The sequence below is a fragment of the Streptomyces sp. NPDC090994 genome (assembly GCF_044768905.1).
Taxonomy (GTDB): Bacteria; Actinomycetota; Actinomycetes; order Streptomycetales; family Streptomycetaceae; genus Streptomyces.
Window position 1 is genome coordinate 908,440 of sequence record NZ_JBIVWS010000001.1, and the last position, 26,855, is coordinate 935,294.

Consider the following 26,855-nt stretch of genomic DNA (forward strand, 5'->3'; position numbering starts at 1 on the left):
ACATTGTCCCCAGGACCCACCCCCGTGCGGCAAGCGATTAACCAGCGGGGACACTGAAGGACCCGCCACCGGTCCCACCGTCGAGAGGAGCCGACCGTGCAGCGGAAGGCGTACGTATCCGGCGCCGTCGCCCTCCTCGCGGCGCTGCTGGCCGGCTGCACCGGCGGCTCGGACGGCGGCACGACCGACGACTCCAACCCGGGCGGCTCCGGCGCCACCTCGGCCGCCGCCCAGCCCGGCCGGTACCGCACCCTGCCGGAACCGTGCTCGGCGGTCGGCGAGGAATCCCTCGACTCGCTGCTGCCCGGCATCCGGCAGATCACCGACGAGGACCAGCGCGCGAAGGCGTACGAGGGCGAGGCGACGCTCACCTACGACAACGACCGCAAGGTCGGCTGCCGCTGGAAGGTCGACTCGACGGACGCCACGGACCATCTGCTCGTCGACTTCGAGCGCGTGGTGTCCTACGACAACGCGGTCAGCGACGACAGCCAGGCCGAGGAGCTGTTCGCGGCCAAGGAGGAGGACGCGGACCTGCCCGAACCGACCGTGTCCGAAACGCAGTCGGCACCGGAGTCGGAGGAGGCGTCCCCCTCTTCCTCCGCGGCACCCACCGCCTCCGCTTCCGCCACCGCCTCGGCAACCTCCGAGTCCGGCTCCGCGTCCGGCTCCGCGTCCGGCTCCGCCTCCGATTCCCCGTCCAGCGCGTCGGCCGAGGCCACCCCCACCGATCTGCAGCCCCGGCTGCTGGACGGACTGGGTGACGAGGCGTTCCTCGACGACGAGCTGAGCGACTCGGGCTCGACGGCCGAGCGGCGCACGGTGACTGTGGTGTTCCGCACGTCGAACGTCATCGTCACCATCGAGTACGCCGAGCAGCCGGCCGTGGTCGGCGCCGTCCCCGACAGCGAGGAAATGCAGGACAAGGCCCGGAAACTGGCCTCCCGGCTGGCCGATTCCCTCGGCGGCTGACGCCCGTTCGGCCCCGGCCGCGCGCGTTCGGGAAGCGTCCGAACCGGGACCGCGCGGTTTCCCCACCGCGTACGGTGGCCCACCAGAACCGTTCCGAACGCCTGAACGCCTGAACGTCCGAACGCCAAGAACACGAGTGTCATGAGTGCCATGAGTGAAGGAACCATGCAGCGACGAGTGCAGCGAGACCAGCACGACCGACAGGTGAAGCGTCTGAGCCGCGTCCTTGTCGGCGCAGCCGCCGTCCCCGTGATGCTGGTCGCCGCCGGCTGCTCCTCCGACTCCGGCTCCGACGAGGGCAAGTCCGCGAGCGAGAAGAGCGCGTCGGCCTCCGCGTCGGCGACCGCGAGCCCGTCCCCGACGGTGCGGGAGGCGGCGTACGGGAAGCTGCCGGAGCCGTGCGACGTGCTGACGAAGAAGACGCTGAAGGACCTCGTGCCGAAGGCGAAGTCCGGCAAGGAGGGCTCGTCCTCCGACACCGCGACGCGCGCCGGCTGCTCCTGGGACAGCCTGGACGACAACGGCGTCAAGGGCTCGCAGTTCCGCTGGCTGAACGTCTCGTTGCTGCGTTTCGAGTCCGACGTCACACGCGGCGCGGGCGACGACCTGGCGCACGAGTACTACGAGAAGCAGATCAAGGACGCCCAGAACACCGACGGCGCGAAGAGCGTGCAGGGCGACCTGTTCGCCGGGGCGGGCGACGAGGCCTCGATCGTCCAGTACGTGCTGAAGAAGAAGGAAGGCACCTTCAAACAGCAGACCGCCGTCGCACGCGTCGAGAACGTCGTCGTCACCGTCGACTACAACGGCGCCGGCCTGGCCGGTGACGAGTCCCCGGACGCCAAGGGGATGGTGACGGACGCGAAGCGGGCGGCCAAGGAGGCGGTGGCCGCGGTGTCGGCCGCCAACGGCGCCTCGGCGAGCGCCTCGGCCTCGACCACGACCGGTACGTCGACCGGTACGTCGGACGACGACTCGGACGACGACAGCTCCTCGTCGTCGAAGTCGAAGTCGTCGTCGAAGAAGAGCTGACAACCCGACAAACGCCACTTCCCCCACCGGCCACCCGCCCTCCCGCACACATGTGCCACCCTGTAGCGCGCAACAACAGGCACTGGGAGGGGAGTACGGGTGGCCGCGCCACTTCAGCTGACACGGATGCACCGCGTTCTCATCGGGGTCGTCGTCTTCGGTGCCGTCATCATCGCGGGGATCGGTTTCGCCGGCTCGTACGCGGCCGTTCTCGACCTGGCCATGCAGAAGGGCTTCGGGAAGTTCAGCTACGTCTTCCCGATCGGCATCGACGCCGGCATCTGCGTCCTGCTCGCCCTGGACCTGCTGCTGACCTGGATCCGCATACCGTTCCCGCTGCTGCGCCAGACGGCGTGGCTGCTGACGGCGGCGACGATCGCGTTCAACGGCGCGGCGGCCTGGCCGGACCCGCTGGGCGTCGGCATGCACGGGGTGATCCCGATCCTGTTCGTGGTCTCCGTGGAGGCCGCCCGGCACGCCATCGGCCGGATCGCGGACATCACCGCCGACAAGCACATGGAGGGCGTCCGCCTCACCCGCTGGCTGCTCTCCCCCCTGCCGACCTTCCTCCTGTGGCGCCGGATGAAGCTGTGGGAGCTGCGCTCCTACGAGCAGGTCATCAAGCTGGAGCAGGAGCGCCTGGTCTACCAGGCCCGGCTCCGCTCCCGCTTCGGCCGCGCCTGGCGCCGCAAAGCCCCGGTCGAGTCGCTGATGCCGCTGCGCCTGGCCCGCTACGGCGTCCCGCTGGCGGAGACGGCCCCCTCGGGCCTGGCGGCGGCGGGCATCGAACCGGCCCTGCTGCCCCCGGCGCCCCCACAGCAGACCACGCAGTCCCCGTCGCAGTCCGCGCCCCAGCTCCAGCCCCAGCCCCAGTCCCCGGCACAGCCGCAGGTGGCCCCCGCCCCGGAGCAGCGCCGCGAGCTGGCCTCGGGGCCCGGCCCGGAGCCGCAGCCGCCGGTGGTGGACGAGAGCAGCCCGTGGTTCAAGGCCCCGCGCCAGACCGAGTACCGGGGCGGCTACGACCCGACGTACGACCCGGCCGAGCAGTACGCCCAGTGGTACGAGGAGCAGCAGCAGGCGGAGGAGTACCGGGACCAGTACGAGGAGGAGCCGCCGCCGATCGAGCCCGAGCCCTCCCCCGAGGAGACCGGCAGCTTCCCCATACCGGTGTCGCCGGGCCGCACCCGCGAGCTGGGCGAGGGCGGCGGCACCCCGGTCGAGGAGCCGACGGAGGAGGACTACTACCAGGTCTTCAAGAAGTCGATCCCCGGCGGCGGCTACCCGACCGCGCGTGAGTTCGGCGAGAACGTGGAGGCCGAGTTCGGCACGGCCCTGCCCCCGGAGGAGGCCAAGCGCATGGTCAACCGCTTCACCAACCGCTACAACGCGGAACTGGAAGAGGACCACATCGCCTGACCCCGTCAGCCGGCGGCCGGGACGGGCGCACCGGGCCGGCGCAGCCCCAGCCGCCCCCGGGTCGCCACCAGGACCACCAGCGCCGCCGCCAGCGACGCGAGCAGGAACGCGTAGGTCGTGGCCCCGGACTCCGCCGACGGGAACATGTCCGACCACGCCACGGAGAAGAAGTTGTTCACGCTGGTGTGCAGCAGCATCACCAGCGGCATGCTCTCGCGGGAGCGGTTGAACACCCAGGTCATCACCACGCTGAAGGCCAGCGTCGTCCCCATGAAGGCCAGTACGTGAGCGGGGTCGGCGTCCGGGCCGCCGCCCCACTCGGTGAGGAACAGCGGCAGGTGCCAGGCACCCCACAGCACCCCCACGACCAGGGTGGCGACCAGCGGGCCGAAGCGGCTCTGCATGCGCGGCATCGCGAACTCGCGCCACCCCGGCTCCTCGGCCAGCCCCGTGGTGATCATCTGCATGATCAGACCGGGGACGTAGGCGGCGAGCACGGCGGCCGACGGCAGCACCGGGTTCTGCTCGGTCAGCGCGACGGTGGCGATCGTCAGGGCGAGGGGCACGGAGAGCGCCACGACCAGGAACCAGAACCAGCTCACCCTGAGCTTCGTCATCCGGCCCCGCCACACCCGCAGTCCGGCGCGTCCCTCCGTGACGGCGGTGACCAGCAGCGCCGAGCCGATCGGGCCGAGGTAGGCACCGGGCAGGACGCCGAGCAGCTGACTGCCGAGCGCGCCGCCGGGGAAGGTCCAGTGCCACAGGCCGACACCGTTGCCGGAGAGGATGTACGGCGTCCAGGCCAGCCAGCTCAGTGCCATGGCCAGCGTGAAGAACCAGGTCAGCGGCCGGCGGCGGATGGCGGAGTCGCGTGGTGCCGGGGCCTGCTGGGGGAGGCTGGTGATCGTCACCGGGGTGTCCCTTCGGGGAGGCCGAGCGGCGGCTCGGCAGCGGCCGAGCGGCGTTCGAGCGCCGCCCGTGCGATGCCTCCAGCACACCAGCGCCGGGCTCCCCGATCACTGCCGCGCACGCCCCGATCCCGGGTACAGCAGGCTGTACCCGGGGGAGCGGAAAGGGGGCGCCCGGCACACACCGGACGCCCCCTCACCGCACGTACAGCGCTACGCCCCGAGCAGCACCCGCACCCTCTCCTGCCCCACCGCCAGCAGCAGCGTCGGCAGCCGGGGACCGGTGTCGCGGCCGACGAGGAGGCGGTAGAGGAGGGCGAAGAACGTCCGCTGGGCGGTCTTGATCTCCGGCGGGAGGTCCTTCGGCGTGGCGTCGGCGGGGAAGCCGGCCTGGACCTTGGGCACGCCGTAGACGAGGTGGGTCAGCCCGTCCAGGGACCAGTGGTCGGCGAGCCCGTCGAGCAGCAGCCGCACCGACCGCGCCGACGCCTCGTCGAGGGAGGCAAGCAGCTCGGTGTCGGGCTGCTCGCGCACGATGGTGCGCTGGTCGGCGGGGACGTGGGTGTTGATCCACGCCTCGGCCTTGTCGTACCGCGGGCGGGCCTCGTCCAGGGAGCCCAGCGGGTCGGCCGGGTCCAGCTCGCTCAGGATGCGCAGCGCCTGGTCCTCGTGCCCGGCGGTGATGTCCGCGACCGAGGCGAGCGTGCGGTACGGCAGCGGCCTCGGCGTCCTCGGCAGGTCGCCGGCGGCCGTGCGCACGGCACGGGAGTGCGCGGCGATGTCGGCGGGCAGGGCGGAGCCGTCGGCGACCTTGGCGTCCAGCCGGTCCCACTCGTCGTACAGCCGCTGGATCTCCTGGTCGAAGGCGATCTTGAAGGACTGGTTGGGCTTGCGGCGGGCGTACAGCCAGCGCAGCAGCTGCGGCTCCATGATCTTCAGCGCGTCGGCCGGGGTCGGCACCCCGCCCTTGGACGAGGACATCTTGGCCATGCCGCTGATGCCGACGAAGGCGTACATCGGGCCGATCGGCTGCTTGCCGCCGAAGATCCCGACGATCTGCCCGCCGACCTGGAACGAGGAGCCGGGGGACGAGTGGTCGACGCCGCTCGGCTCGAAGACGACGCCCTCGTACGCCCAGCGCATGGGCCAGTCGACCTTCCAGACCAGCTTGCCGCGGTTGAACTCGCTGAGGCGGACCGTCTCCGAGAAGCCGCACGCCGTGCAGGCGTAGGTCAGCTCGGTCGAGTCGTCGTCGTAGGCGGTGACCGTGGTCAGGTCCTTCTCGCAGTTGCCGCAGTACGGCTTGTACGGGAAGTACCCGGCGGAGCCGGAGCTGCCGTCGTCCTCGGCGGCGGCCCCGGAGCCCTCCTCGGCCTCCAGCTCGGCCGCGTCCACGGCCTTCTGCTGGGGCTTCTTGGTCTTCGGCTTGGTGCGGTACTGGGCGAGGATCGCGTCGATGTCCGCGCGGTGCCGCATGGCGTGCAGGATCTGGTCGCGGTAGACACCGGAGGTGTACTGCGCGGTCTGGCTGATGCCGTCGAACTCCACGCCCAGCTCGCCGAGCGCCTCGATCATCGCGGCCTTGAAGTGCTCGGCCCAGTTCGGGTACGCCGAGCCCTTCGGGGCGGGGACGGAGGTCAGCGGCTTGCCGATGTGCTCGGCCCAGGAGTCGTCGACGCCGGGGACACCGGCCGGGACCTTGCGGTAGCGGTCGTAGTCGTCCCAGGAGATCAGGTGCCGGACCTCGTGGCCGCGGCGGCGGATCTCGTCGGCGACCAGGTGCGGGGTCATGACCTCGCGGAGGTTGCCCAGGTGGATGGGGCCCGACGGGGAGAGTCCGGACGCGACGACGACCGTTTTGGCGCCCGGGGCACGGCGCTCCGATTCGGCGATGACCTCGTCCGCGAAACGGGAGACCCAGTCGGAGGTCTCTGTGCTCTGAGCCACGATCGGCACGTCCTTCTTTCTGTACAGGGTGTCGGTCCATTCTCACAGACCCGGTCGCGCTCGGGAAAACGGCTTTGCCGCCCGCGACGGACCCCATGAGAGACTGGGCGGGTCTATCGATCCCCACGAGGAGAACGGCACCCCTTCCTATGGCCTCGGTCACGTCCCTCAGCGACTCCGTCCACCAGCAGCTCGCGTCCGCCCTGTCGGCCACCCGGCCCCAGGACGCCGGCGCGGACCCGCTGCTGCGACGCAGCGACCGGGCGGACTACCAGGCCAACGGCATCCTGGCGCTGGCCAAGAAGGCGAAGGCCAACCCGCGCGAGCTGGCCGCCGAGGTCGTCTCCCACGTCACCACCGGCGCCCTGATCCAGGACGTCGAGGTCTCCGGCCCCGGCTTCCTGAACATCACCGTCGGCGACCGGGCGATCACCGAGAACCTCGCGGCGCGGTACGCGGACGACACCGGCCGCCTCGGCGTGCCGCACGCGGCCGAGCCGGGCACCACGGTCATCGACTACGCCCAGCCGAACGTGGCGAAGGAGATGCACGTCGGCCACCTGCGCTCGGCGGTGATCGGCGACGCGGTCCGGCAGATCCTGGAGTTCACCGGCGAGACGGTGGTGCGGCGCCACCACATCGGCGACTGGGGCACCCAGTTCGGCATGCTCATCCAGTACCTGGACGAGCACCCGCACGAGCTGGACCACTCCGGTGGCGAGGTCTCCGGCGAGGAGGCGATGTCGAACCTCGACCGCCTCTACAAGGCCGCGCGGAAGAAGTTCGACTCCGACGAGGAGTTCAAGACGCGGGCCCGGCGCCGGGTGGTCGACCTCCAGGCCGGGGACGAGCACACGCTCGCCATGTGGCAGAAGTTCGTGGACGAGTCGAAGATCTACTTCTTCTCCGTCTTCGAGAAGCTGGACATGGAGATCCGGGACCCGGACATCGTCGGCGAGTCCGGGTACAACGACATGCTGGCCGAGACCTGCCGCCTCCTGGAGGAGTCGGGCGTCGCCGTCCGCTCCGAGGGGGCCCTCTGCGTCTTCTTCGACGACATCAAGGGCCCGGACGGCAAGCCGGTCCCGCTGATCGTGCAGAAGTCCGACGGCGGCTACGGCTACGCGGCCACCGACCTCTCCGCGATCCGCAACCGCGTCTTCGACCTGAAGGCGGACACCCTCCTCTACGTCGTCGACGCCCGCCAGTCCCTGCACTTCAAGATGGTCTTCGAGACCGCCCGCAGGGCCGGCTGGCTCGGCGAGGACGTCAAGGCCGTCCAGCTCGCCTTCGGCACGGTCCTGGGCAAGGACGGCAAGCCGTTCAAGACCCGCGCGGGCGAGACGGTCCGCCTCGTCGACCTCCTCGACGAGGCCATCGACCGCGCCTCCGCGGTCGTACGGGAGAAGGCGCAGGACCTGTCCGAGGACGAGATCACCGAGCGCGGCACCCAGGTGGGCATCGGCGCGGTGAAGTACGCGGACCTGTCGACGTCGGCCAACCGGGACTACAAGTTCGACCTGGACCAGATGGTCTCGCTCAACGGCGACACCTCCGTCTACCTCCAGTACGCCTACGCCCGCATCCGCTCCATCCTGCGCAAGGCCGGCGACACCGCCCCGGCGCCCCGCCCGGAGCTGGAGCTGCACGCCGCCGAGCGCGCCCTCGGCCTGCACCTGGACGCGTTCGCGGAGACGGTGGCCGAGGCGGCGGCGGAGTACGCCCCGCACAAGCTGACGGCGTACCTGTACCAGCTCGCCTCGCTCTACACGTCCTTCTACGACAAGTGCCCGGTGCTGAAGGCCGATTCGCCGGAGCAGGTCGCGAACCGCCTGTTCCTGTGCGACATCACGGCCCGCACGCTGCACCGGGGGATGGACCTGCTGGGGATCAGGACGCCCGAGCGGCTCTGAACGCGTTCAAGGCCGCGGCCCGTTCTCCTCTGGCCGGCAGAGGGGAACGGGCCGCGGCACGCGTGCGGCCGGCGGGCGGGCTCAGCAGCGGTGGGTGCCCGCGAAGTCCCAGAACTCGGCCTTGGTCGCCGGACCGGCGATGCCGTCCACGGCGAGGTTGGCACCGTGGAGGTTCAGGTACCTCTGCAGCGCCTTGATGGTGTTGGTGCCGACGATGCCGTCCACGGTGCCGGCGTTGTAGCCCAGGTCGTTGAACTTCCGCTGGGCCGCCTTCCAGCTGTTGGTGCCCAGCTGGCCGTCGATCGTGCCGGGGTTGTAGCCCGTGTCGCGCAGCCAGCACTGCCAGCTCTTCGCGTGGGCGGTGTCCAGCCCGAGATTGTTCACCGCGAGTACGCCGGCCTCGACGCTCACCGCCTGCGCCTGGGCCGCCGACGCGGGCGCCGCCATCGCGGTGCTCGCGGTGGCGAGTCCGCCGGCGGCGATCCCGACGGCGGCGGTGACACTGACGAAGGCCTTCGTGAGAGCTCGCATGCTGTTCCCCTCCATGTGACGTGCGATGAGCGGACCCGACCGCACCGGCCGGCTCCACGACGAGACTGCGGGGCGGCACGCCGCACCGCCACAGTTGGCGCAGAAGTGACGTCGTCCCGGGACGTCCCAGGCCCTGAGCTGCTGGGACGCCGTCCGGTCCGGGCGCGTCGGCGGGACGGCTCCGTACGCATTTCAGCCGATTACCCGCCGGGTTGAGGTCTTCGCCCCGAAGCCGCCGGGGCCGCTGAGGCAGAATGAGACCGGGACACCTGGGACCGGACCAGCGGTCCCGGACGCGAGCGGGGGACACATGTCGCGTTGGAAAGAGCTGCCCGGAGAACTTCCGCCACCCGTCCGTCAGTTGATCGTGCGCCTGCGCACACTGAAGGACCGCGGGGAACTGAGCACCCGACAACTGGCCGTGAAGACCGGCTACAGCGCGAGATCCTGGCAACGTTATCTGAACGGCGGATCGCTGCCGCCCCGGGCCGCCGTGGAGGCGATGGCCCGCGTCGGGGGCGACGATCCGGCCCGGCTGCTGGCGCTGCACGAGATCGCCGCCGAGCGCTGGGCGGAGGGACAGCCGGCCCCCGTGAGCGCCCACACGGGGACGGACGACGCCGCGCGGCGACGGCCGTACGGCCGCCACCCCTACCCCCGCGCGCTGGTCACGGCGGGAGCGGTCGCGCTGGTGCTGTCCGTCTCCGTGACGCTGCTGCTGGCCGTGCGGCTCGCCGAGACCCGCGAGCGGCTCGCCCGGGTCCGCACCGACACCGTCGCCGCCGCCCCGGCCACCGTGTCGGCGTCCCTGGTGCCGGTCACCTACACCTGCCGCCCGGAGCAGCGCGACGGCCGCTGGTACGCGGGGCTGAGCCGGACCTCGGACACCATCCTGGCGTACACGCACGTGGGGCCCGAAGTGGCCGAGGCGCAGTGCCTGTTGCGGCGGGCCGGGATCTCGCCGGGGGACATCGACGGCGTCTTCGGCCCGCGGACCCAGCGCGCCGTGCAGCGCGTCCAGAAACGGCACGGCCTGGTCGTGGACGGGGTCATCGGCCCGCACACCTGGCAGGCCCTGCGGGAGGTGGCGCCCCGGTGAGCACCGCACACACCCGGCTGACCGAGGCCCTGCGGGAGCTGAGGACCCGTACGGGGCTGAGCCTGGCGGCGCTGGCGGAGCGGACGGCGTACAGCAAGTCCTCCTGGGAGCGCTATCTCAACGGCAAGATCCTGCCCCCGCGCCAGGCCGTGCAGGAGCTGTGCCGGATCGCCGACGAACCGCCCAGGCGGCTGCTGGCCCTGTGGGAGATCACCGAGTCGGAGCGGAGCGGACGCGGCGCGGTCCTCACCCCCGCCGCCCCTCCCCCGGCGGAACCACGGCACGAGACGGAGCGGCCACAGCCCGCCGGCGACCGCCCCCGCAGCCCCGGACGCATCCGCCTCCTGGTCGCGCTGGCGTCGGTGTACACCCTGCTCGCCGGCGGCACGGCCCTGCTGCTCCTCCTCCCGTCGGCCCGGGACCGGGCGACGGACGCGGCGGGCGAACCGCTGCCGGTCTCCGTCCCGTACTCCCTCTCCCCCCGGTGCCACGGAGCCGCCTGCGAGGGCCGGGACCCGCTGCGCCTGGTCTGCGGCATCGACCCCGACACCCTCACCACGTCCCGCACCGCCACCGGCGCCTACGTGGAGCTGCGCTACAGCGAGACCTGCGGCGCGAGCTGGGCCCGGACCTGGGGAACGGCGGTCGGCGACCGGCTGGACGTCACGGTGTCCGGACCGACCCACGCCGTGCGGGTCCGGGACGCGGCCGACGCGGACACCTACGTCTACACCGGCATGGCCGCGGCCGGCCCCGGCAGCACGGTCCGCGCCTGTTTCCGGCCCGCGTCGGCCGACGACGCCCCCGAGTGCGTCACCGCCCGGGTCGGCCCGGCCCGCTCACCGTCACCCGGCTAGCGCCGCTTCCCGCAGCCCCTCCCCGAGCCTGCGCAGCCCCTCCCCGATCGCGTCCGGCGTCTGCGTCACGAAGCACAGCCGCAGCGTCGACCGGTCGGGCTCACCGGCGTAGAAGGGCGCCCCGGGCACGTACGCCACGTCGTGCCGGACCACCCGCGGGAGCAGGGCCGTCGTGTCGTACCCCGCGGGCAGCGTCGCCCACAGGAACATGCCGCCCTCCGGCCGCGTCCACCGCGACCCGGCCGGCAGCGCGTCCGCCAGCCCCGCCAGCATGGCGTCCCGGCGTTCGCCGTACGCCCGCGCGACCCGGCGGACGTGGGCGTCCAGGTCCCGGTCGGCCAGGTACCGGGCGGCGGCGAGCTGGTTGACGGTCGGGGTGTGCAGGTCGGCGGCCTGCTTGGCCACCGCGCAGGCCCGGCGCGGCCCGGCGGGCGCCCGCAGCCAGCCCAGCCGCAGCCCCGGCGCCATCACCTTGGAGAAGGAGCCGAGCAGCACGGTCCGGTCCCGGGCCTCCTCGTACGCGGCGATCCACGGCACCCGCTCGCCCTCGAACCGCAGCTCCCCGTACGGGTCGTCCTCGACGATCCACAGCCCGTGCCGCGCGGCGACCGAGGCCACGGCGGCCCGCCGGCCGGCGGTCATGGTGCGGCCGGTCGGGTTCTGGAAGGTCGGCACGGTGTAGAACAGCTTGGGCCGCTCCCGCACCACCAGCTCCGCCAGCGCCTCGGGGTCCGGTCCCTCGGCGTCCCCGGGCACGGCGATCACGCGGGCACCCGCGAAGCCGAAGGCCTGGAGCGCGGCGAGGTAGCAGGGGTCCTCCACCAGCACCGTGTCGCCCGGTTCGAGCAGGGCGGTGGCCAGCAGGGACAGCGCCTGCTGGGAACCGGTGGTGACGAGGAGGTCGTCGGCGTCCGTGGCCAGGCCGCGTGCCGAGGTGCGCGCGGCGAGCGCGGCCCGCAGCGCCGGCTCGCCCTCGGTCGTGGAGTACTGCAGCGCCCGCCCCGGCGTCTCGGCGAGCACCGCCTGATACGCGGCGGCGATCCCCTCGGTGTCGAACAGCTCCGGCGCCGGCAGCCCGCCCGCGAAGTTGACGACCTCGGGGCGGGCGGTGACGGCGAGGATGTCCCGTACCGGCGAACCACCGATCGACCGGGCCCGCGCGGCGAGCGGCGGGACGGGGGCGAAGGACGCGGAGGGAGGCTGGGTCACGGTCATGACCGCACCCTAGGCATATACATGCCGTCTACAAGCAGGTTTCCGTGATGCGGACACCGGCTCAGGAGCGAGCCGGCCCCTCACTCCTTCGTGTACTGCTCCCACTTGTCGCCGCCGAGCGGGTAGCCGTAGTAGCTGTCGGTCTCCGAGGCACTCGTGCGGAACGGCTTTCCGTTGTCGTCGATCTTCAGCGTGCCCCGGCGCGACCCGCTGGACCAGTCCAGCTCCAGCTGCCAGCGCACGTCGTGCCCGCTCGTGTGGGCGTTGACGTAGAAGGCCTCGGGGTCGGACTCGGTCACCTTGTACGGGAAGTCCCGCTGCCCGTTGACCGGTGTGGCCAGCGGGTTGCCGAGGTCCAGCGAGACGTCGAACGCCTTGGTGCCGACCCCGCCCCCGCAGCCGACGCCCATGGCGTACTCGTTCCAGGTCAGCGGCGCGGTGCTGCTGAGGACGCGGACGTGCAGGGCGTTCAGGACGACCGTCTCCTCGCCCGTGCCCTGCACGGTGAAGGAGACCTGCTGCCGGCCCGCGGCGACAGCGCCGTAGGAGGCGATCCAGCCGGCCGAGTCCTGCTGGGGAGGAGGCTCCAGCACGTTCTCGGGGCTGCGGTCGACCAGGAAGTTCTGGTCGCACGGCCCGTCCCAGTAGTGCGGGGTGGTCTGCACGGACACCGGAACGGGGCCGTCGGCCTTCGGGGCCGCGGCGGACGCGGTCGCGTTCTCGCCCTTGCTCGCGGCGGCCCGCGGACCGGCACCGGCACTCGCCGTGGCGTCGGCGCTCGCGCTGGCGGACGCGCTCGGGGACGCCGACCGGTCGGCGCTCGGCGACGGGTCCGAGGACCGCGTGGAGTGCCGGGCGGAGACGGTCGCCCCGACGGCGCCGGCGGAGTCCTGCCCGTCTCCCCCCTCCGGCAGCAACCCGACCACGAGCGCCACGGCGGCGGCCAGCCCGACCCCGGTCCCGGCGGCGTACATCACCCGCCTGCGGGACCGCCCCCCGCTCGCGCCGTCACCGGCCACCTCCCCGACCACGGTGACGTCGGCCGGGTCACTGTCCGAACCGGCGCCGTCCGACACGGCACCGCCCGGCACCACGGCGTCCGGCACCGCACCGTCCGGCTCGGTCCCCGGCCGGTCCGCACCACCCGGCACGGCGGGCAGCTCCCCCTCACCGGACTGCCCGTCACCTACCGCCGCACCGGCACCCGCACCCGCACCCGCACCCACAACGGCACCGGCACCGGAACCCGCACCGGCACCCCCGGACTTGGCGGCGGCCTCCCCTTGCTCGGCCGCCCCGTCCGCCTTCACCCCCCGCAGCGCATCCGCGCGGATCCAGCGGCGGTGGAGTTCCAGCAGTTCCTCGGGCGTCGCCCGGCACAGCCGGGCCATCCGCTCGACGGAGGCGAACTCCGTCGGTACGACCTCCCCCTTCACGTACCGGTGAAGCGTCGACGCGCTCATGTGCAGCCGCTTGCCCAGCGCCCCGTAGCTGAGGCCCGACCGTTCCTTCAGCTCCCGCAGCAGTCCCGCGAAATCGTCCGCAGCCACCGTGTCTCCCGCTCCCCTTGTCCCCGCACCGCATCCCAGAACAGGGACGTCTCTCCAGGTCAGAGTGGTTCCAACCGTCCCAGCGTCCCGCGTGTGCCGCCATGGCTGGCGACCGGAACGGCCGCTGCCGCAGGCTGTGACCAGTCAAGCAGCCGCTCCCCGCAACGGTCGAGCGGCGCCACTCCCACCCACCTGTGAAGGGGATCACCTCATGTCCGCACGCACCACTCGGGTCCGTCTGTTCGCCGCCGCCACCGTCGCACTCGCCGCACTCTCCCTGACGGCCTGCGAGGACGGCTCGGCCACGGGCCTGCGCACCACGTCCGCCTCCTCCGACACCACCGCGCAGACCGGCACCGACGCCGCCGCCTCCGGCGACACGGCCGCCAAGGACACCGCCGGCACGAACGGCGCGAACGGCACGGGGACCGGCACGGACACCGCCGGCAAGCAGAACAGCACCACTACCGAGAACAACGCCGACGCCTCCGTCGCCGGCGACTGCTCCGCCGACGACGTGGAGATCACCGCCACCGAGGTGTCCAGCCCGATCAACCACCTGCTGCTGACCGCCACCAACACCGGCTCGAAGACCTGCTCCCTGCCCACCTACCCGGCGGCCCGGTTCGGCGAGGCCCAGTCCGTGCCGCCGGTCGTGGAGGCCAGCAAGCCGCAGGCGCTGACCACGCTGGAGCCGGGCGCGTCCGGCTACGCGGGCGTCCTGCTCTCGGCCGGCGACGGCAGCGCCGCGAACGGCCGTACGGAGACGGCGCTGACGATCCCGTTCGACGACGGTTCCGTCGCCACGGTCTCCCTGCCCGCCGCCGGCGTCCACGTCGACGACTCCCTCTCGGTCACCTACTGGCTGACCGACCGCGCCACGGCCCTGACCTACTGAGCCGTGTCCCGCCGAAGGCACCGCACCGCGTACCGCGCGAACTCCCGTACGTCCGCCGTCCCCCGCTCCCGGGACCACCGCAGCCGCAACGGCAGCCGCGGCCCGTCCCGGAGCGGGCGGCTGACCGTGCCGCCGGGCGGGGTCCGGGTGCTCTCGGAGGCGACCGTGACCGCCGCTGCCTGGCCGAGCCCGACCACCGCCATCATCTGGAGGCCGTCGCTGACGCGCGGCCCCGGACGCCCCGGAGGTCCGGCGGGCCACAGCCCCGGGTCACGCAGCGGATCCTCGGCGCCGGACCAGTCGACGAGCGGCTCGTCGGCGAGGTCGGCCAGCTCCAGCGCCGCACGCTCCGCCAGCCGGTGCCCGGCCCCCAGCAGCACCCGGGGGCAGTCGTACCGCAGCACCACCCCCGTCAGCTCCGGGTCCTCCGGCTCCCCCCACCCCAGCGCGAGGTCGGCCCGGCCCGAGCGCAGCCGCCGCACCTGGTCCCCCAGGGTGCCCACCTCGGCCCGCACCGGACGCGCCGGCCCCGTGCCGTTGTACTCCCGCACCAGCCGGTCCAGCAGGGCGGCCTCGCAGCCGGGGCTGGTGACGGTGAGCGGCGCCGGCGGCCCGGCCGCCCGCCGGACCCGGGCGAGGGAGTCGTCGAGCCGGTCCAGCAGCGACCTGCCCTCGCTGAGCATGACCTCCCCCGCCGCCGTCAGCGTCACCCCCTGGGGAGTACGCGACAGCAGCACGGCCCCCACGGTCTTCTCCAGCGCCCGCACGGCACGCGACAGCGCCGGCTGCGTCATCGCCAGCCGTTCGGCGGCCCGGGTGAAGTTCAGCTCCTCGGCCACGGCCACGAAGTACTGGATCTGCCGCACTTCCACGTCCCTCACACCGCACATGCTCCCACGTGCCGCTATGCCGCCGCGGCATGGCGGGCTGCCGAACCGGAACTTCCCCGCTCGACGACGCGGGAGTTGGCTGGAGCGGCACCCACACAAGGAGCTGATCCACGCATGACAGCAGTACAGGCCCGTACGGCGGTGGTGACCGGCGGCACCGCCGGCATCGGACTCCAGACCGCGGTGGCCCTGGCCGTCCAGGGCTGGCAGGTCACCGTCATCGGCCGGGACACCGAACGCGGCAAGGCCGCCGTGGCCCGCGTCGACCAGGCGGCCGGCACCCCGGCGGCCCGCTTCGTCCCGGCGGACCTCTCGTCCCTCGCCGAGACCCGCGCCCTCGCCGGACGCCTGACCGCCGAGGGACCGCTCCACCTCCTGGTCAACAACGTGGGCGGCATGTGGACCCACCGCTGGGAGAGCCCCGACGGCATCGAGGCGAGCGTGGCCCTCAACCACCTCTCCCCGTACGTCTTCACCGAGGCGATGCTCCCCGCCCTCACCGCCGGCGCCCCCAGCCGCGTCGTGAACATCACGTCCAGCGCGATCATGGCCGCGCAGCCCGTGTACGAAGCGGAGACTGTCGAGCCGCCCGGCCCGCACTACGGCATGTCGGCGACCGGCCGCGCCAAGCTGGCCCACCTGGTCCACACCCTGGACCTGGCCGACCGCCTCAAGGACACCGGCGTCTCGGTCTTCGCCGCCGACCCCGGCCCCGCCGCCACCGGCAACGCCGCGCAGATGACCGTCGACATCCTGCCGCCCCCGATGCGCCCGCTGTGGGACCAGGTCCTCCAGGGCGTGGCCACCCCGGTCTCCGCGGCCGTCCGCTCCCCGCTCACCGCGGCGACCGACCGATCCCTCGACGGCCGCACCGGCCTGGTCCTCGACCCGACCGGCACCCCGTCCGACGCGCTGCTCGGCCACGTCACCCCCGAGGTGACCACAGCCGTCCGCGCCTGGACGAGGCGACTGCTCGCGACCGCCTAACGGAGCGTGCGCGCGGCCTCCACCGCCCAGTAGGTCAGGATGTTCCGCGCGCCGGCCCGCTTGATCCCGGTGAGCGTCTCCAGGATCGCCCGGTCCCGGTCGATCCACCCCTTCTCGGCGGCGGCCTCGATCATCGAGTACTCACCGGAGATCTGGTACGCGGCGACCGGCACGTCCACGGCCTCCGCCACCTTCGCCAGGATGTCGAGGTAGGGCCCGGCCGGCTTGACCATCACCATGTCGGCGCCCTCCTCCAGGTCCAGCGCCAACTCCCGCAGGGACTCCCGCGCGTTGGCGGCGTCCTGCTGATAGGTTTTCCGGTCCCCCTGCAACGAGGACCCGACGGCCTCCCGGAACGGCCCGTAGAACGCGGAAGCGTACTTGGCCGTATAGGCGAGGATGGCGACGTCCTCCCGCCCGATCTGATCGAGGGCGTCCCGGACGACCCCGATCTGCCCGTCCATCATCCCGCTCGGCCCGACGACGTGCGCCCCGGCGTCGGCCTGCACCTGAGCCATCTCGGCGTACCGCTCAAGCGTCGCGTCGTTGTCGACGCGCCCCTGCTCGTCGAGCACTCCGCAGTGCCCATGATCCGTGAACTCGTCCAGACACAGATCAGCCATGACGAGCAGCTCGTCCCCGACCTCGCTGCGCACATCCCGCAGCGCGACCTGGAGAATCCCGTCCGGGTCGGTCCCGGCGGTCCCGAGCCCGTCCTTCTTCCCCTCCTCCGGCACGCCGAACAGCATGATCCCGGAGATCCCGGCCTCCACCGCCTCGACGGCGGCCTTCTTCAGCGTGTCCCGCGTGTGCTGCACGACCCCCGGCATCGCGGCGATCGGCACCGGCTCGCTCACGCCCTCCCGCACGAAGGCCGGAAGGATGAAGTCAGCGGGATGCAGCCGCGTCTCGGCGACCATCCGACGCATCACGGGGGTGGACCTCAGCCGCCGGGGCCGGCTTCCGGGAAAGCTTCCATACGTCGACATACCACCTACGCTACGCCCGCCCCCGCGATGCCTTTGCCGACGCACAGTCGGCCGTCTCAGCCCTTCAGCTGGGTGAAGCGAAGACGGTTCCCGAAGGGATCACGCAGCCCGCAGTCGATCCCGTACGGCCGCTCGGTCGGCTCCTCCGTGAACTCAACCCCCTTCTCCACCAGCGTCTCGTAGGTCTTGCGGCAGTCGTCCGTGGTGAGGATGAGCCACCCGCCCATCGCCCCCTTGGTCACCAGCTCGCGCACCTGCTCCGCCGTCTCCTCCGACATGGCCGGAGCGCCCGGCTTCTCCAGCAGGATCTCCCGCCCGGGGTGCCCGGGAACGCCGACGGCGAGCCAGCGCATGAACCCCATGTCGATGTCGGCCGTGACCTCCAGCCCCAGCTTGCCGACGTAGAAGTCGAGGGCCTCGTCCTGGTCGAGGACGTACATCTGTGAATGCGTGATGGCGTTGAACATGACCGCCACGCTACTGAGCGAAGCACCCGGATACTTATCCAAAACTGCTCAGCCGCTCAGCCGCTCGGCCGCGTCCACGCCATCGTGAAGCAGGTCGGCACGCGCGCGGCCACCGCCGCCTTCCGGTACTCCCGCGGCGACCGCCCGACGATGTCCCGGAACGTACGGCTGAAGGTCCCCGCGCTGCCGAACCCGACCTCGAAGCAGATGTCGGTCACACTCCGCTCGGTCTCCCGCAGCAGGAACATCGCCCGCTCCACGCGCCGCCGTTGCAGATACCGGTGCGGAGTCTCCCCGAACGTCGCCCGGAAGGTCCGCGTGAAGTGCGCCGGCGACACGTGCGCGATCCGCGCCAGCGCCGGGACGTCCAACGGCCGCGCGTACTCCCGGTCCATCGCGTCCCGCGCCCGCAGCATCCGGCGATTGCTCTCCTCGACAGCCCGGCTCACGGCGCCATTCCACCACGGCTGCTCAGACGGGATCGATCTCGGCCCACACGGTCTTGCACGGCACGGGCCCCTCCACGACACCCCACCGATCCGCCAACTCCCCGACCAGCACGAGCCCGTACCCGGACTCGCCGTCCGTCGCCGACCCCGGCCCGGGCAACAGGTCTCCCCGCGCGTCGGTAACCTCCACCCGCAACACCCCCGTCTCCCCCACGGAGAGCCCGAGCCGGAAACTCCGCCCCGGCACCCGCCCGTGCAGCACGGCGTTGGCGGCGAGTTCGGCGACGACGAGCCGGGCGGGGTCCAACGGCAGTCCCCAGGCGTGCAGTTGCTCGGCGGCCAGCAGCCGGGCGAGGCGCGCGCCGCGCCGGGTGGCGGAGAGCGGCACGGAGAAGTACCGGGTACAGGTGTTTTGTCGGTTCACATCACAGAGAGTGGCGACACATGCGTAGCCTGTGAAGGGAGTCAACCCGTGCGGACGGGGCCTGTCCGGATGACGGCCGTCGACGTCCGGGACGTACGACAGGAGGGGTGGCGGGCATGAACGAATGGGACGCGGCGGACCCGGAGGACGCCGAGGCCGGAGGCGTGATCAGAACGGTCGCCCGGCAGTTGAAACTGTGGCGCGAGTCCGCCGGCCTCACCCAGCCGGAGTTCGGCGCGGCCATCGGATACGGCGAGGAACTGGTCTCCTCGGTCGAGCGGATGCGGCGCATTCCGCGTCCCGAGTACCTGGAGAAGGCGGACGAGGTCCTCAACGCGGGCGGCAAGATCGAGGCGCTGAAGAAGGACCTGGCGGACATCCGCTACCCGAAAAAGGTACGGGACCTGAAGAAGCAGGAGGAGGACGCGACCGGCCTGTGCGCCTACAACAACTCCGTCATTCACGGCCTGTTGCAGACGGAGGAATACGCCCGGGCCGTCTTCAAAGCGCGCCACCCTCCCTTCCCTGCCGAAGAACTGGAACGTCGACTCGCCGCCCGCATGGCACGCCAGTCGATCCTCGACAGCGCGTCAGCCCGCCCGGTCTGCAGCTTCGTGCAATGCGAGTCGACGCTCCTGCGATCCATCGGAGGCAGGACAGTCATGCGCGGCCAACTGGAACGCCTCTTGGAGGTGTCCGAGTTCCGCAACGTCGACCTCCAGATCCTTCCGCTGCGCAGCGAGGAGAACGCGGGACTCGACGGGTCGTTCAGACTGCTCAGGCTCAAGGACGGCACCACCGTGGGACACATCGAGGTGCAACCCATCAGCCGCTTCATCACCGACCCCAAAGAGGCGCAAATCCTCGACATGCGCTATGGGATCATCCGAGCGCAGGCTCTCAGCCCAAGGGAGTCGAAGGCCCTCATCGAGAAGGTACTGGGAGAGACATGACCCTGGAGTGGACGAAGAGCAGCTACAGCACGGGCGACGGCCCCGACTGCGTCGAGATAGCCACCCCCGACCAAAAAGGCCAAGGCCCGGTCCTCATCCGCGACTCGAAAGACCCGGCCCGAGGCCACCTCACCGTCGCCCCCACCACCTGGACGGCCTTCCTCCCGTACGCCGCCGCCCACTGACCCGCCCTCCGAAGCCAAGGACACTTCACCCGACAGAGTCCCGGGCGGGCCCGCGCAGCGTCACGGCACCGACGATCAACGCGGCCAGCACGAACCCCGCGGCGGCCAGGAAAGCCACGTGGTAGCCGCCGGCCAGCGCTGCCGCCTCGGTCTTCCCGGCCGCCGTGAGGCTGCTCGTGCGCGCGGTGACGAAGGCACTCAGCACGGTGAGCCCGACCGCCCCGCCGATCTGCTGGGTGGTGTTGAACAGTCCGGACGCGACGCCTGAATCGGCGGGCGGGACGGCGGCCATGCCGAGCCCCATGATGGCCGGCGCAGCCAGACCGAAGCCCAGCCCCATGGTGAGACTCGCGGGCAGAAAGTCGACCAGGTACGAACCGTCGACTCGGGCGAACGACAGCATCACAAAGGCGACGACAATCAGGCCGAGACCACCGAACAGCATCGGACGCTGACCGAACCTGATGACCAGCCGGGCCGAAAGCCCGAGCGAAACCGCCGCGATCACCACCGCGATGGGGGCGAAGGCCAGCCCCGCCTCCAGGGAGCTGTACTCACGTACGCGCTGCAGATACAGCGTGCCGAAGAACAGCAGACCGAACATGCCCGCGATCATCATGAACTGCACGACGTTCGCCACCGCCAGACTCCGCGAGCGGAAGAGCCGCAGCGGCACCAGTGGATGCGCGGTCGTCGCCTGCCGGAGGACGAACCCGCCGAGCAGCGAAGCCGACAGCAACCCCAGAAGCAGCGTCCGGGCCGAAGCCCAGCCGGCGTTCTCGGCGCCCGTGATCGTGTAGACGAGCAGCATCATGCCGGCGGTGACGAACAACGCCCCCAGAAAGTCGGTCCCCCCGCTCATCCCCTCACCACGGTCCCTGGGAACCGTTCGCAGACCCACCACGACGAGCAGGGCGCCGATCGGGAAGTTGATGAAGAAGATCCAGTTCCAGCTGAGCAGATCGGTGAGGACACCGCCGAGCAGCGGCCCGATCGCACCCCCGCCCGCGGAGGCGAAGCTGTACGCGCCGATGGCCTGAGCCTGCTCGCGCCGGCCGGAGAACATGGTCGCGACCATGCCGAGAACGCAGGCCGACGCGACCGCACCGCCGATCCCCTGGAGGAAACGGGCCCCGACCAGCGTGACCTCGCTGCTCGCGAACCCGCACAACAGGGAAGCCGCGCTGAACAGCGCGACACCCGTGAGGAAGACCGCCCGCCGCCCGACCAGATCCCCGAGCCGCCCGGCCAGCAACAGCAGGCCACCGAAGGGAATGACGTAGGCGTTGACCACCCACACGAGGTTCTCGGCGGAAAAGCCGAGACCCTGCTGAACAGCCGGTAAGGCCACATTCACGATGTTCTGATCAAGGACGATCATCATCTGTCCGACGCAGAGCACGCCGACGGTCAGCCAGGCCGACGCGCTCGTCCGCGAGACACGCTGATCCATATCCGGGACCTCCCCCTAAGTGCACCCTTTGTTACAGCGGCCATCTTCTGTAACCATGGCGCAGGGGGGAAGGAGGCACTTTTATGTCACAGCGTCACACACGGGTGTCCGAGCAGGTCACCAACGAGGCGTGCCCCGTCACCGAGGTCCTCGACCACGTGGCGGGCAAGTGGAGCATCGGCATCCTGGTCGCCGCAGCGCTCGGCCCGATCCGGTTCACCGAACTGGAACGCGGCATCGAGGGCATCAGCCGACGGATGCTCACCCTGAACCTGCGCAAGCTGGAACGCGACGGCCTTCTCGTCCGGACCGTCTACCCCACCGTGCCGCCGAAGGTCGAGTACAGCCTCACACCGATGGCAAAGGAACTGCACACCCATCTCACCGGCTTGGTGGACTGGGCACAGCGGCACCGCACCGCCATCGCCGAGGCACGGGCCGCCTACGACACCGCGGCCAACGAGTAAGGCGCCCCCGAAAGGGCGCCCCACCTCAGCTCGTCGTAGTGGACCGGCGCCGGCGCGAGCCAGGCCGCCGCTCGCTCGGCCGGGTCACCGGATCGCCCGCCTCCAGCGCCGCCGCCCGGCGCCGCAGCCCGAAGTCGGCCAGTGCCTCCGCCAGCTTCAGCACCGATGGCTCGGGGGCCATCACGTCGACCCGCAGCCCGTGTTCCTCCGCCGTCTTGGCGGTGGCCGGGCCGATGCACGCGATCACCGTCACGTTGTGCGGCTTGCCCGCGATCCCGACCAGGTTCCGCACCGTCGACGACGAGGTGAACAGCACCGCGTCGAACCCGCCGCCCTTGATCGCCTCCCGCGTCGCGGCCGGCGGCGGCGACGCCCGCACCGTCCGGTAGGCGGTGACGTCGTCCACCTCCCAGCCCAGCTCGATCAGCCCGGCGACCAGCGTCTCCGTGGCGATGTCGGCGCGGGGGAGGAAGACGCGGTCGATGGGATCGAAGACCGGGTCGTACGGCGGCCAGTCCTCCAGCAGCCCGGCCGCCGACTGCTCCCCGCTCGGCACCAGGTCCGGCTTCACGCCGAAGGCGATCAGCGCGTTGGCGGTCTGCTCGCCCACCGCCGCGACCTTGATCCCGGCGAAGGCGCGCGCGTCGAGCCCGTACTCCTCGAACTTCTCGCGGACGGCCTTGACCGCGTTGACCGACGTGAACGCGATCCACTCGTACCGTCCGGTCACCAGCCCCTTCACCGCCCGCTCCATCTGCTGCGGGGTACGCGGCGGCTCGACCGCGATGGTCGGCACCTCGCTCGGCACGGCTCCGTAGGACCGCAGTTGGTCGGAGAGCGACGCCGCCTGCTCCTTCGTGCGCGGCACGAGCACCTTCCAGCCGAACAGCGGCTTGGACTCGAACCACGACAGCTGGTCGCGCTGGGCGGGGGCGGAGCGCTCGCCGACCACGGCTATCACCGGCCGGCCGCCGTCCGGGGACGGCAGCACCTTGGCCTGCTTCAGCGTCTGGGCGATGGTGCCGAGGGTGGCCGTCCAGGTGCGCTGACGGGTCGTCGTACCGGCGACCGTCACCGTCATCGGGGTGTCCGGCTTGCGGCCCGCCGACACCAGCTCGCCCGCGGCGGCCGCCACCGAGTCCAGCGTCGTCGAGACGACCACCGTGCCGTCCGAGGCGCCGACCTCCGTCCAGCACCGGTCGGAGGCCGTGCGGGCGTCCACGAACCGCACGTCCGCGCCCTCGGCGTCCCGCAGCGGGACACCGGCGTACGCGGGCACACCGACGGCGGACGCGATACCGGGAACCACCTCGAACGGCACCCCGGCGGCGGCGCACGCCAGCATCTCCTCGGCGGCGTACGTGTCGAGCCCGGGGTCCCCGGAGACCGCACGCACCACCCGCCTGCCGCCCCGCGCGGCCTCCATGACAAGATGTGCGGCATCCCGCACGGCGGGGACACCAGCGGTTGTTGACGAGCCGTCAACGACCGCCAGCTGAGGTGTGCCTGTGCCCGGGACCGGGCCACCGGACGGGTCCGGGTCGGTGTGCACTTCGGCCACGCCGTGCCGGGCATGCGTACGTACGACGTCGAGCACCTCGTGCTCGGCGACGAGGACGTCCGCGTGCGCCAGCGCCTCCACGGCGCGCAGTGTCAGCAGTCCCGGATCTCCGGGTCCGGCACCGAGGAAGGTGACGTGCCCGTGTTCCGGACCGGCGGGAAGGGCGGTGGGGCTCAATGTTCTCGCTCCCCCATCAGACCGGCCGCGCCCTGGGCGAGCATCTCGGTGGCGAGTTCGCGACCGAGAGCCAGTGCCGCCTCGTGCGTTGCGGGCACGGGACCGGTGGTGGACAACTGCACCAGCGACGAGCCGTCGGTCGTGCCGACGACGCCGCGCAGGCGCATTTCCTTGACAGTCTGCCCGTCGGCCAGCAGGTCGGCCAGCGCCCCCACGGGTGCGCTGCAACCGGCCTCCAGGGCGGCGAGCAGTGACCGCTCGGCGGTTACGGCGGCCCGCGTGAACGGGTCGTCGAGTTCACCGAGCGCGGCGATCAGTTCCGCGTCGGACGCGGTGCATTCGATCGCCAGTGCCCCCTGGCCGGGGGCGGGCAGAACCGTGTCGACCGACAGGAAGTCGGTCACCTCGTCACCGCGGCCGATCCGGTTGAGCCCCGCGGCGGCCAGTACGACGGCGTCGAGGTCGCCCTTGCGGACGTACCCGATGCGGGTGTCGACGTTGCCCCGGATCGGCACCGTCTCGATGTCCAGGCCGTGCGCGCGGGCGTACGCGTTGAGCTGCGCCATGCGCCGGGGGGCGCCGGTGCCGATGCGCGCGCCGCGCGGCAGGTCCGTGAACTTCAGCGCGTCCCGGGCGACGAGCACGTCGCGCGGGTCCTCGCGCTCGGGTACGGCGGCCAGCACCAGGCCGTCGGGCTGCGCGGTCGGCAGGTCCTTCAGCGAATGAACCGCGAAGTCGACCTCACCCCGCAGCAGCGCCTCGCGCAGCGCGGCCACGAACACCCCGGTGCCGCCGATCTGCGCGAGCTGCTCCCGCGACACATCGCCGTACGTGGTGATCTCGACCAGTTCGACGGGCCGTCCGGTCACCTGGCTCACGGCGTCCGCCACCTGCCCGGACTGGGCCATGGCGAGCTTGCTGCGCCTGGTCCCCAGTCTCAGTGCCTTCTCGGTCATGCCGGTCCTCGGTTCTTCTCAGTGCTGTTCCCGGCCCGGGAGACGGAGGCCACCGTCTCGGGGTCGAGGTCGAACAGGGTGCGGAGCGCGTCCGCGTACCCGGCGCCGCCTGGCTCGGCCGCGAGCTGCTTGACCCGCACCGTCGGCGCGTGCAGCAGCTTGTCCACCACGCGCCGGACCGTCTGGGTGATCTCGGCGCGGTGCTTGTCGTCGAGGGCGGGCAGCCGCCCTTCGAGGCGGGCGATCTCGCTCGCCACGACCTCGGCGGCCATGCTGCGCAGCGCCACCACGGTGGGGGTGATGGTCGCGGCCCGCTGGGCGGCGCCGAACGCGGCGACCTCGTCCGCGACGATCCGCCGGACCTGGTCCACGTCGGACGCCATCGGAGCGTCCGCGGACGCCTCCGCCAGCGACTCGATGTCGACCAGCCGGGCCCCGGCCAGCCGGTGTGCGGCGGCGTCGATGTCGCGCGGCATGGCGAGGTCGAGGAGGAAGAGGACGGGCTCCGGGCGCGGGACCTCGGGGACCGGCTCGGGCCGGCGCATCTCGGGGACCCGCCCGGCGGTGGCCGCGGTCGCGGCGAGCGCGGAGATCAGGTCGGCGTCGGCGCTCTCCCGGGGCTGGTCCACCGCGGTACCGCCCGCGGCCCACGCCCCGTGCTGCTCCAGCGTGGCGGCGTCCAGGCCGGCCACCGCCGCCTCCCCCATGACGGAGAAGCCGGACTGCGCGGCGGACAGGTCGAGCGGGCAGCCGTCCTCGGTGCCGACGCTGGTCGGCGGCAGCTGCGCCCCGGCGACCGGTGCGACGGGTGCGGCCGTGATCTCGACGGGCTCGCCCGTACGTCCCTCGACCGCCGCGGCGACCGCGTCGACGGTGAGCACCAGGCCGGTCGCCCCGGTGCAGGAGACGGCGACGTCGGCACGTGTCAGCTCGGCCGGCACCGCGTCCATCGGTACCGCGCGGGCCACCACGTCCGTGTCGTCGCCCTCGGTCAAAATCTGCGCGAGGCGCTCGGCGCGCTCGAAGGTGCGGTTGGCGACCACGACCTCGGCGACCCCGGCCCGGGCCAGCGTCGCGGCGGCCAGCGAGGACATCGACCCGGCGCCGATGACCAGCGCCTTCTTGCCCCGGGCCCAGCCGGAGACCGCCGCGCCCGCGGCGAGCTGCTCCAGGCCGAAGGTGACCAGGGACTGCCCGGCGCGGTCGATGCCGGTCTCGGAGTGGGCGCGCTTGCCGACCCGCAGCGCCTGCTGGAACAGGTCGTTCAGCAGCCGCCCGGCGGTGTGCAGCTCCTGGGCGCGGGCCAGAGAATCCTTTATCTGCCCGAGGATCTGGCCCTCGCCGACGACCATCGAGTCCAGTCCGCAGGCCACCGAGAACAGATGGTGGACGGCCCGGTCCTCGTAGTGCACGTAGAGGTGGGGAGTGAGCTCCTCCAGGCCGACCCCGCTGTGCTGGGCGAGCAGCGTGGACAGCTCGGCGACCCCGGCGTGGAACTTGTCCACGTCGGCGTAGAGCTCGATGCGGTTGCAGGTGGCCAGCACCGCGGCCTCGGCGGCCGGCTCGGCGGCGACCGTGTCCTGGAGCAGCTTGTTCTGCGCGTCCGCGTTCAGCGAGGCCCGTTCGAGGACGCTGACGGGGGCGCTGCGGTGACTGAGTCCGACGACGAGGAGGCTCATGCCGGCATCACGGCGGGAACGTCGTCCCCGTCAGGACCCTGGTCGGCAGAGGCAGAGGCAGAAGCAGAAGCAGAGGTAGCGCCAGAAGCGGCGGCAGCGGCGGCGGCGCGCTTGCGGGCGGCGGCAGCCGGCACGGCACCGTCCGCCGCGGCCTCCTCACCGGCCTTGCGCTGCTCGTGGAAGGCGAGGATCTGGAGTTCGATGGAGAGGTCGACCTTGCGCACGTCGACGCCCTCGGGGACGTTCAGCACGGTCGGCGCGAAGTTCAGGATGGAGGTCACCCCGGCGTCCACCAGCCGGTCGCAGACCTGCTGGGCGGCACCGGCGGGGGTGGCGATCACGCCGATGGACACCCCGTTGCCGGTGATGATCGTCTCCAGCTCGTCGATGTGCTGCACCGGAATGCCGGCCACCGGCTTCCCGGCCATCGCGGGGTCGGCGTCGATGAGCGCGGCGACCCGGAAGCCGCGGGAGGCGAACCCGCCGTAGTTGGCGAGCGCGGCGCCGAGGTTGCCGATACCGACGATCACGACCGGCCAGTCCTGGGTCAGGCCCAGCTCGCGGGAGATCTGGTAGACGAGGTACTCGACGTCGTAGCCGACGCCCCGGGTCCCGTAGGAACCGAGGTAGGAGAAGTCCTTGCGCAGCTTCGCGGAGTTGACCCCCGCCGCCGCGGCCAGCTCCTCGGAGGAGACCGTGGGCACCGAGCGCTCCGACAGTGCGGTCAGCGCGCGGAGGTACAGCGGAAGCCGGGCGACGGTGGCCTCGGGAATCCCTCGGCTGCGGGTCGCCGGTCGGTGTGTTCGGCCAGTTGCCACGGTGCTCCTGCGGGTAGAGCGGGGCTGTAGGCGGTCATACGTCCCTACATGACCGCCCCGTC

General features: G+C 72.0%; 26 protein-coding genes. 11 read left to right on the forward strand and 15 right to left on the reverse strand.

Going from position 1 to position 26,855, the window contains the following annotated elements; all coding sequences use genetic code 11:
- The first annotated feature begins 96 nt into the window (after positions 1 to 96).
- From ACIQR3_RS04320 to ACIQR3_RS04330, 3 genes are all read left to right on the forward strand, one after another.
- Positions 97 to 972, forward strand: a complete 876-nt coding sequence (locus tag ACIQR3_RS04320; RefSeq protein WP_403533800.1) for a DUF3558 domain-containing protein — start codon at positions 97 to 99, stop codon at positions 970 to 972.
- Between the two features lie 150 nt (positions 973 to 1,122).
- A complete protein-coding gene (locus ACIQR3_RS04325; RefSeq protein WP_403533803.1) occupies positions 1,123 to 2,004 on the forward strand; it encodes a DUF3558 family protein in 882 nt (293 codons plus the stop codon).
- A gap of 99 nt (positions 2,005 to 2,103) precedes the next feature.
- On the forward strand, positions 2,104 to 3,420 hold the full coding sequence (locus ACIQR3_RS04330) for a DUF2637 domain-containing protein (RefSeq protein WP_403533805.1): 1,317 nt from the start codon (positions 2,104 to 2,106) through the stop codon (positions 3,418 to 3,420).
- Positions 3,421 to 3,425: 5 nt separating this feature from the next.
- On the opposite strand, the gene ACIQR3_RS04335 is transcribed toward ACIQR3_RS04330, so the two are convergent.
- Positions 3,426 to 4,331, reverse strand: coding sequence for a CPBP family intramembrane glutamic endopeptidase (locus tag ACIQR3_RS04335; protein ID WP_403533807.1), 906 nt, complete (start codon positions 4,329 to 4,331; stop codon positions 3,426 to 3,428).
- A gap of 210 nt (positions 4,332 to 4,541) precedes the next feature.
- Positions 4,542 to 6,284 (reverse strand): lysine--tRNA ligase, encoded by a 1,743-nt coding sequence (gene lysS, locus ACIQR3_RS04340; protein WP_403533810.1) that lies wholly within the window; start codon positions 6,282 to 6,284, stop codon positions 4,542 to 4,544.
- Between the two features lie 140 nt (positions 6,285 to 6,424).
- Between lysS and argS the strand changes: the two genes are divergently transcribed.
- The gene (gene argS / locus ACIQR3_RS04345) at positions 6,425 to 8,188 is read left to right on the forward strand and encodes an arginine--tRNA ligase (RefSeq protein ID WP_403533813.1); all 1,764 of its coding nucleotides are present in this window, start codon (positions 6,425 to 6,427) and stop codon (positions 8,186 to 8,188) included.
- Positions 8,189 to 8,269: 81 nt separating this feature from the next.
- Here the strand turns inward: argS and ACIQR3_RS04350 are convergent, their stop codons facing one another.
- Positions 8,270 to 8,719 carry a peptidoglycan-binding protein gene (locus ACIQR3_RS04350; protein ID WP_403533815.1) on the reverse strand — a complete coding sequence of 150 codons (450 nt, stop codon included), beginning with the start codon at positions 8,717 to 8,719 and terminating at the stop codon, positions 8,270 to 8,272.
- Positions 8,720 to 9,029: 310 nt separating this feature from the next.
- Between ACIQR3_RS04350 and ACIQR3_RS04355 the strand changes: the two genes are divergently transcribed.
- Positions 9,030 to 9,818: a peptidoglycan-binding protein gene (locus ACIQR3_RS04355; RefSeq protein ID WP_403533817.1), complete on the forward strand. Its 789-nt coding sequence runs from the start codon at positions 9,030 to 9,032 to the stop codon at positions 9,816 to 9,818.
- Entirely contained in the window at positions 9,815 to 10,675 is an 861-nt protein-coding gene (locus ACIQR3_RS04360; RefSeq protein WP_403533819.1) for a DUF2690 domain-containing protein, read from the forward strand. The genes ACIQR3_RS04355 and ACIQR3_RS04360 overlap by 4 nt, the downstream gene beginning before the upstream one ends.
- Here the strand turns inward: ACIQR3_RS04360 and ACIQR3_RS04365 are convergent.
- Both ACIQR3_RS04365 and ACIQR3_RS04370 read right to left on the reverse strand, forming a co-directional pair.
- Entirely contained in the window at positions 10,664 to 11,890 is a 1,227-nt protein-coding gene (locus tag ACIQR3_RS04365) for a PLP-dependent aminotransferase family protein (protein ID WP_403533822.1), read from the reverse strand. The genes ACIQR3_RS04360 and ACIQR3_RS04365 overlap by 12 nt on opposite strands.
- Positions 11,891 to 11,970: 80 nt before the next feature.
- On the reverse strand, positions 11,971 to 13,440 hold the full coding sequence (locus tag ACIQR3_RS04370; RefSeq protein ID WP_403533825.1) for a helix-turn-helix domain-containing protein: 1,470 nt from the start codon (positions 13,438 to 13,440) through the stop codon (positions 11,971 to 11,973).
- A 211-nt stretch (positions 13,441 to 13,651) separates the two neighbouring features.
- On the opposite strand from ACIQR3_RS04370, the gene ACIQR3_RS04375 reads away from it, so the two are divergent.
- On the forward strand, positions 13,652 to 14,338 hold the full coding sequence (locus tag ACIQR3_RS04375) for a DUF4232 domain-containing protein (protein WP_403533827.1): 687 nt from the start codon (positions 13,652 to 13,654) through the stop codon (positions 14,336 to 14,338).
- Here ACIQR3_RS04375 and ACIQR3_RS04380 read toward each other — a convergent pair.
- Positions 14,332 to 15,219 (reverse strand): LysR family transcriptional regulator, encoded by an 888-nt coding sequence (locus tag ACIQR3_RS04380; RefSeq protein ID WP_403533829.1) that lies wholly within the window; start codon positions 15,217 to 15,219, stop codon positions 14,332 to 14,334. The two genes, ACIQR3_RS04375 and ACIQR3_RS04380, sit on opposite strands and share 7 nt — an antisense overlap.
- A gap of 123 nt (positions 15,220 to 15,342) precedes the next feature.
- Between ACIQR3_RS04380 and ACIQR3_RS04385 the strand changes: the two genes are divergently transcribed.
- The gene (locus ACIQR3_RS04385) at positions 15,343 to 16,215 is read left to right on the forward strand and encodes an SDR family NAD(P)-dependent oxidoreductase (RefSeq protein ID WP_403533831.1); all 873 of its coding nucleotides are present in this window, start codon (positions 15,343 to 15,345) and stop codon (positions 16,213 to 16,215) included.
- Here ACIQR3_RS04385 and hemB read toward each other — a convergent pair.
- Genes hemB through ACIQR3_RS04405 form a run of 4 tightly spaced genes read right to left on the reverse strand, consistent with a single transcriptional unit; the run spans position 16,212 to position 18,544 of the window.
- Positions 16,212 to 17,204 carry a porphobilinogen synthase gene (gene hemB / locus ACIQR3_RS04390; RefSeq protein WP_403533833.1) on the reverse strand — a complete coding sequence of 331 codons (993 nt, stop codon included), beginning with the start codon at positions 17,202 to 17,204 and terminating at the stop codon, positions 16,212 to 16,214. The genes ACIQR3_RS04385 and hemB overlap by 4 nt on opposite strands.
- A gap of 56 nt (positions 17,205 to 17,260) precedes the next feature.
- A complete protein-coding gene (locus tag ACIQR3_RS04395) occupies positions 17,261 to 17,671 on the reverse strand; it encodes a VOC family protein (protein ID WP_403533836.1) in 411 nt (136 codons plus the stop codon).
- A 56-nt stretch (positions 17,672 to 17,727) separates the two neighbouring features.
- The gene (locus tag ACIQR3_RS04400) at positions 17,728 to 18,120 is read right to left on the reverse strand and encodes a helix-turn-helix domain-containing protein (protein WP_215167364.1); all 393 of its coding nucleotides are present in this window, start codon (positions 18,118 to 18,120) and stop codon (positions 17,728 to 17,730) included.
- 22 nt (positions 18,121 to 18,142) lie between these two features.
- On the reverse strand, positions 18,143 to 18,544 hold the full coding sequence (locus ACIQR3_RS04405) for an ATP-binding protein (RefSeq protein WP_403533840.1): 402 nt from the start codon (positions 18,542 to 18,544) through the stop codon (positions 18,143 to 18,145).
- Between the two features lie 116 nt (positions 18,545 to 18,660).
- On the opposite strand from ACIQR3_RS04405, the gene ACIQR3_RS04410 reads away from it, so the two are divergent.
- Positions 18,661 to 19,497, forward strand: coding sequence for a helix-turn-helix transcriptional regulator (locus tag ACIQR3_RS04410; RefSeq protein WP_403533842.1), 837 nt, complete (start codon positions 18,661 to 18,663; stop codon positions 19,495 to 19,497).
- A complete protein-coding gene (locus ACIQR3_RS04415) occupies positions 19,494 to 19,682 on the forward strand; it encodes a DUF397 domain-containing protein (RefSeq protein ID WP_403533844.1) in 189 nt (62 codons plus the stop codon). Before ACIQR3_RS04410 ends, ACIQR3_RS04415 begins: the two co-directional genes overlap by 4 nt.
- A gap of 25 nt (positions 19,683 to 19,707) precedes the next feature.
- Here the strand turns inward: ACIQR3_RS04415 and ACIQR3_RS04420 are convergent, their stop codons facing one another.
- Positions 19,708 to 21,135 carry a DHA2 family efflux MFS transporter permease subunit gene (locus ACIQR3_RS04420; RefSeq protein WP_403533847.1) on the reverse strand — a complete coding sequence of 476 codons (1,428 nt, stop codon included), beginning with the start codon at positions 21,133 to 21,135 and terminating at the stop codon, positions 19,708 to 19,710.
- A gap of 83 nt (positions 21,136 to 21,218) precedes the next feature.
- Between ACIQR3_RS04420 and ACIQR3_RS04425 the strand changes: the two genes are divergently transcribed.
- Positions 21,219 to 21,602 carry a winged helix-turn-helix transcriptional regulator gene (locus tag ACIQR3_RS04425; RefSeq protein ID WP_403533850.1) on the forward strand — a complete coding sequence of 128 codons (384 nt, stop codon included), beginning with the start codon at positions 21,219 to 21,221 and terminating at the stop codon, positions 21,600 to 21,602.
- Between the two features lie 25 nt (positions 21,603 to 21,627).
- Here ACIQR3_RS04425 and ACIQR3_RS04430 read toward each other — a convergent pair whose 3' ends face one another.
- Genes ACIQR3_RS04430 through ACIQR3_RS04445 form a run of 4 tightly spaced genes read right to left on the reverse strand, consistent with a single transcriptional unit; the run spans position 21,628 to position 26,793 of the window.
- Positions 21,628 to 23,340, reverse strand: a complete 1,713-nt coding sequence (locus ACIQR3_RS04430; protein WP_403533853.1) for a uroporphyrinogen-III synthase — start codon at positions 23,338 to 23,340, stop codon at positions 21,628 to 21,630.
- Entirely contained in the window at positions 23,337 to 24,296 is a 960-nt protein-coding gene (gene hemC / locus ACIQR3_RS04435) for a hydroxymethylbilane synthase (RefSeq protein ID WP_403533855.1), read from the reverse strand. Before hemC ends, ACIQR3_RS04430 begins: the two co-directional genes overlap by 4 nt.
- On the reverse strand, positions 24,293 to 25,975 hold the full coding sequence (locus tag ACIQR3_RS04440) for a glutamyl-tRNA reductase (RefSeq protein WP_403533858.1): 1,683 nt from the start codon (positions 25,973 to 25,975) through the stop codon (positions 24,293 to 24,295). The genes hemC and ACIQR3_RS04440 overlap by 4 nt, the downstream gene beginning before the upstream one ends.
- Entirely contained in the window at positions 25,972 to 26,793 is an 822-nt protein-coding gene (locus ACIQR3_RS04445) for a redox-sensing transcriptional repressor Rex (RefSeq protein ID WP_403533861.1), read from the reverse strand. The genes ACIQR3_RS04440 and ACIQR3_RS04445 overlap by 4 nt, the downstream gene beginning before the upstream one ends.
- Positions 26,794 to 26,855: the final 62 nt, after the last annotated feature.

Coding starts and splice junctions, on each gene's coding strand:
- ACIQR3_RS04325 (WP_403533803.1), top strand. CDS start 1,123: ATGAGTGAAGGAACCATGCAGCGACGAGTGCAGCGAGACCAGCACGAC.
- argS (WP_403533813.1), top strand. CDS start 6,425: ATGGCCTCGGTCACGTCCCTCAGCGACTCCGTCCACCAGCAGCTCGCG.
- ACIQR3_RS04350 (WP_403533815.1), bottom strand. CDS start 8,719: ATGCGAGCTCTCACGAAGGCCTTCGTCAGTGTCACCGCCGCCGTCGGG.
- ACIQR3_RS04355 (WP_403533817.1), top strand. CDS start 9,030: ATGTCGCGTTGGAAAGAGCTGCCCGGAGAACTTCCGCCACCCGTCCGT.
- ACIQR3_RS04365 (WP_403533822.1), bottom strand. CDS start 11,890: ATGACCGTGACCCAGCCTCCCTCCGCGTCCTTCGCCCCCGTCCCGCCG.
- ACIQR3_RS04375 (WP_403533827.1), top strand. CDS start 13,652: ATGTCCGCACGCACCACTCGGGTCCGTCTGTTCGCCGCCGCCACCGTC.
- ACIQR3_RS04385 (WP_403533831.1), top strand. CDS start 15,343: ATGACAGCAGTACAGGCCCGTACGGCGGTGGTGACCGGCGGCACCGCC.
- hemB (WP_403533833.1), bottom strand. CDS start 17,204: ATGTCGACGTATGGAAGCTTTCCCGGAAGCCGGCCCCGGCGGCTGAGG.
- ACIQR3_RS04395 (WP_403533836.1), bottom strand. CDS start 17,671: ATGTTCAACGCCATCACGCATTCACAGATGTACGTCCTCGACCAGGAC.
- ACIQR3_RS04410 (WP_403533842.1), top strand. CDS start 18,661: ATGAACGAATGGGACGCGGCGGACCCGGAGGACGCCGAGGCCGGAGGC.
- ACIQR3_RS04415 (WP_403533844.1), top strand. CDS start 19,494: ATGACCCTGGAGTGGACGAAGAGCAGCTACAGCACGGGCGACGGCCCC.
- ACIQR3_RS04420 (WP_403533847.1), bottom strand. CDS start 21,135: ATGGATCAGCGTGTCTCGCGGACGAGCGCGTCGGCCTGGCTGACCGTC.
- ACIQR3_RS04425 (WP_403533850.1), top strand. CDS start 21,219: ATGTCACAGCGTCACACACGGGTGTCCGAGCAGGTCACCAACGAGGCG.
- hemC (WP_403533855.1), bottom strand. CDS start 24,296: ATGACCGAGAAGGCACTGAGACTGGGGACCAGGCGCAGCAAGCTCGCC.
- ACIQR3_RS04440 (WP_403533858.1), bottom strand. CDS start 25,975: ATGAGCCTCCTCGTCGTCGGACTCAGTCACCGCAGCGCCCCCGTCAGC.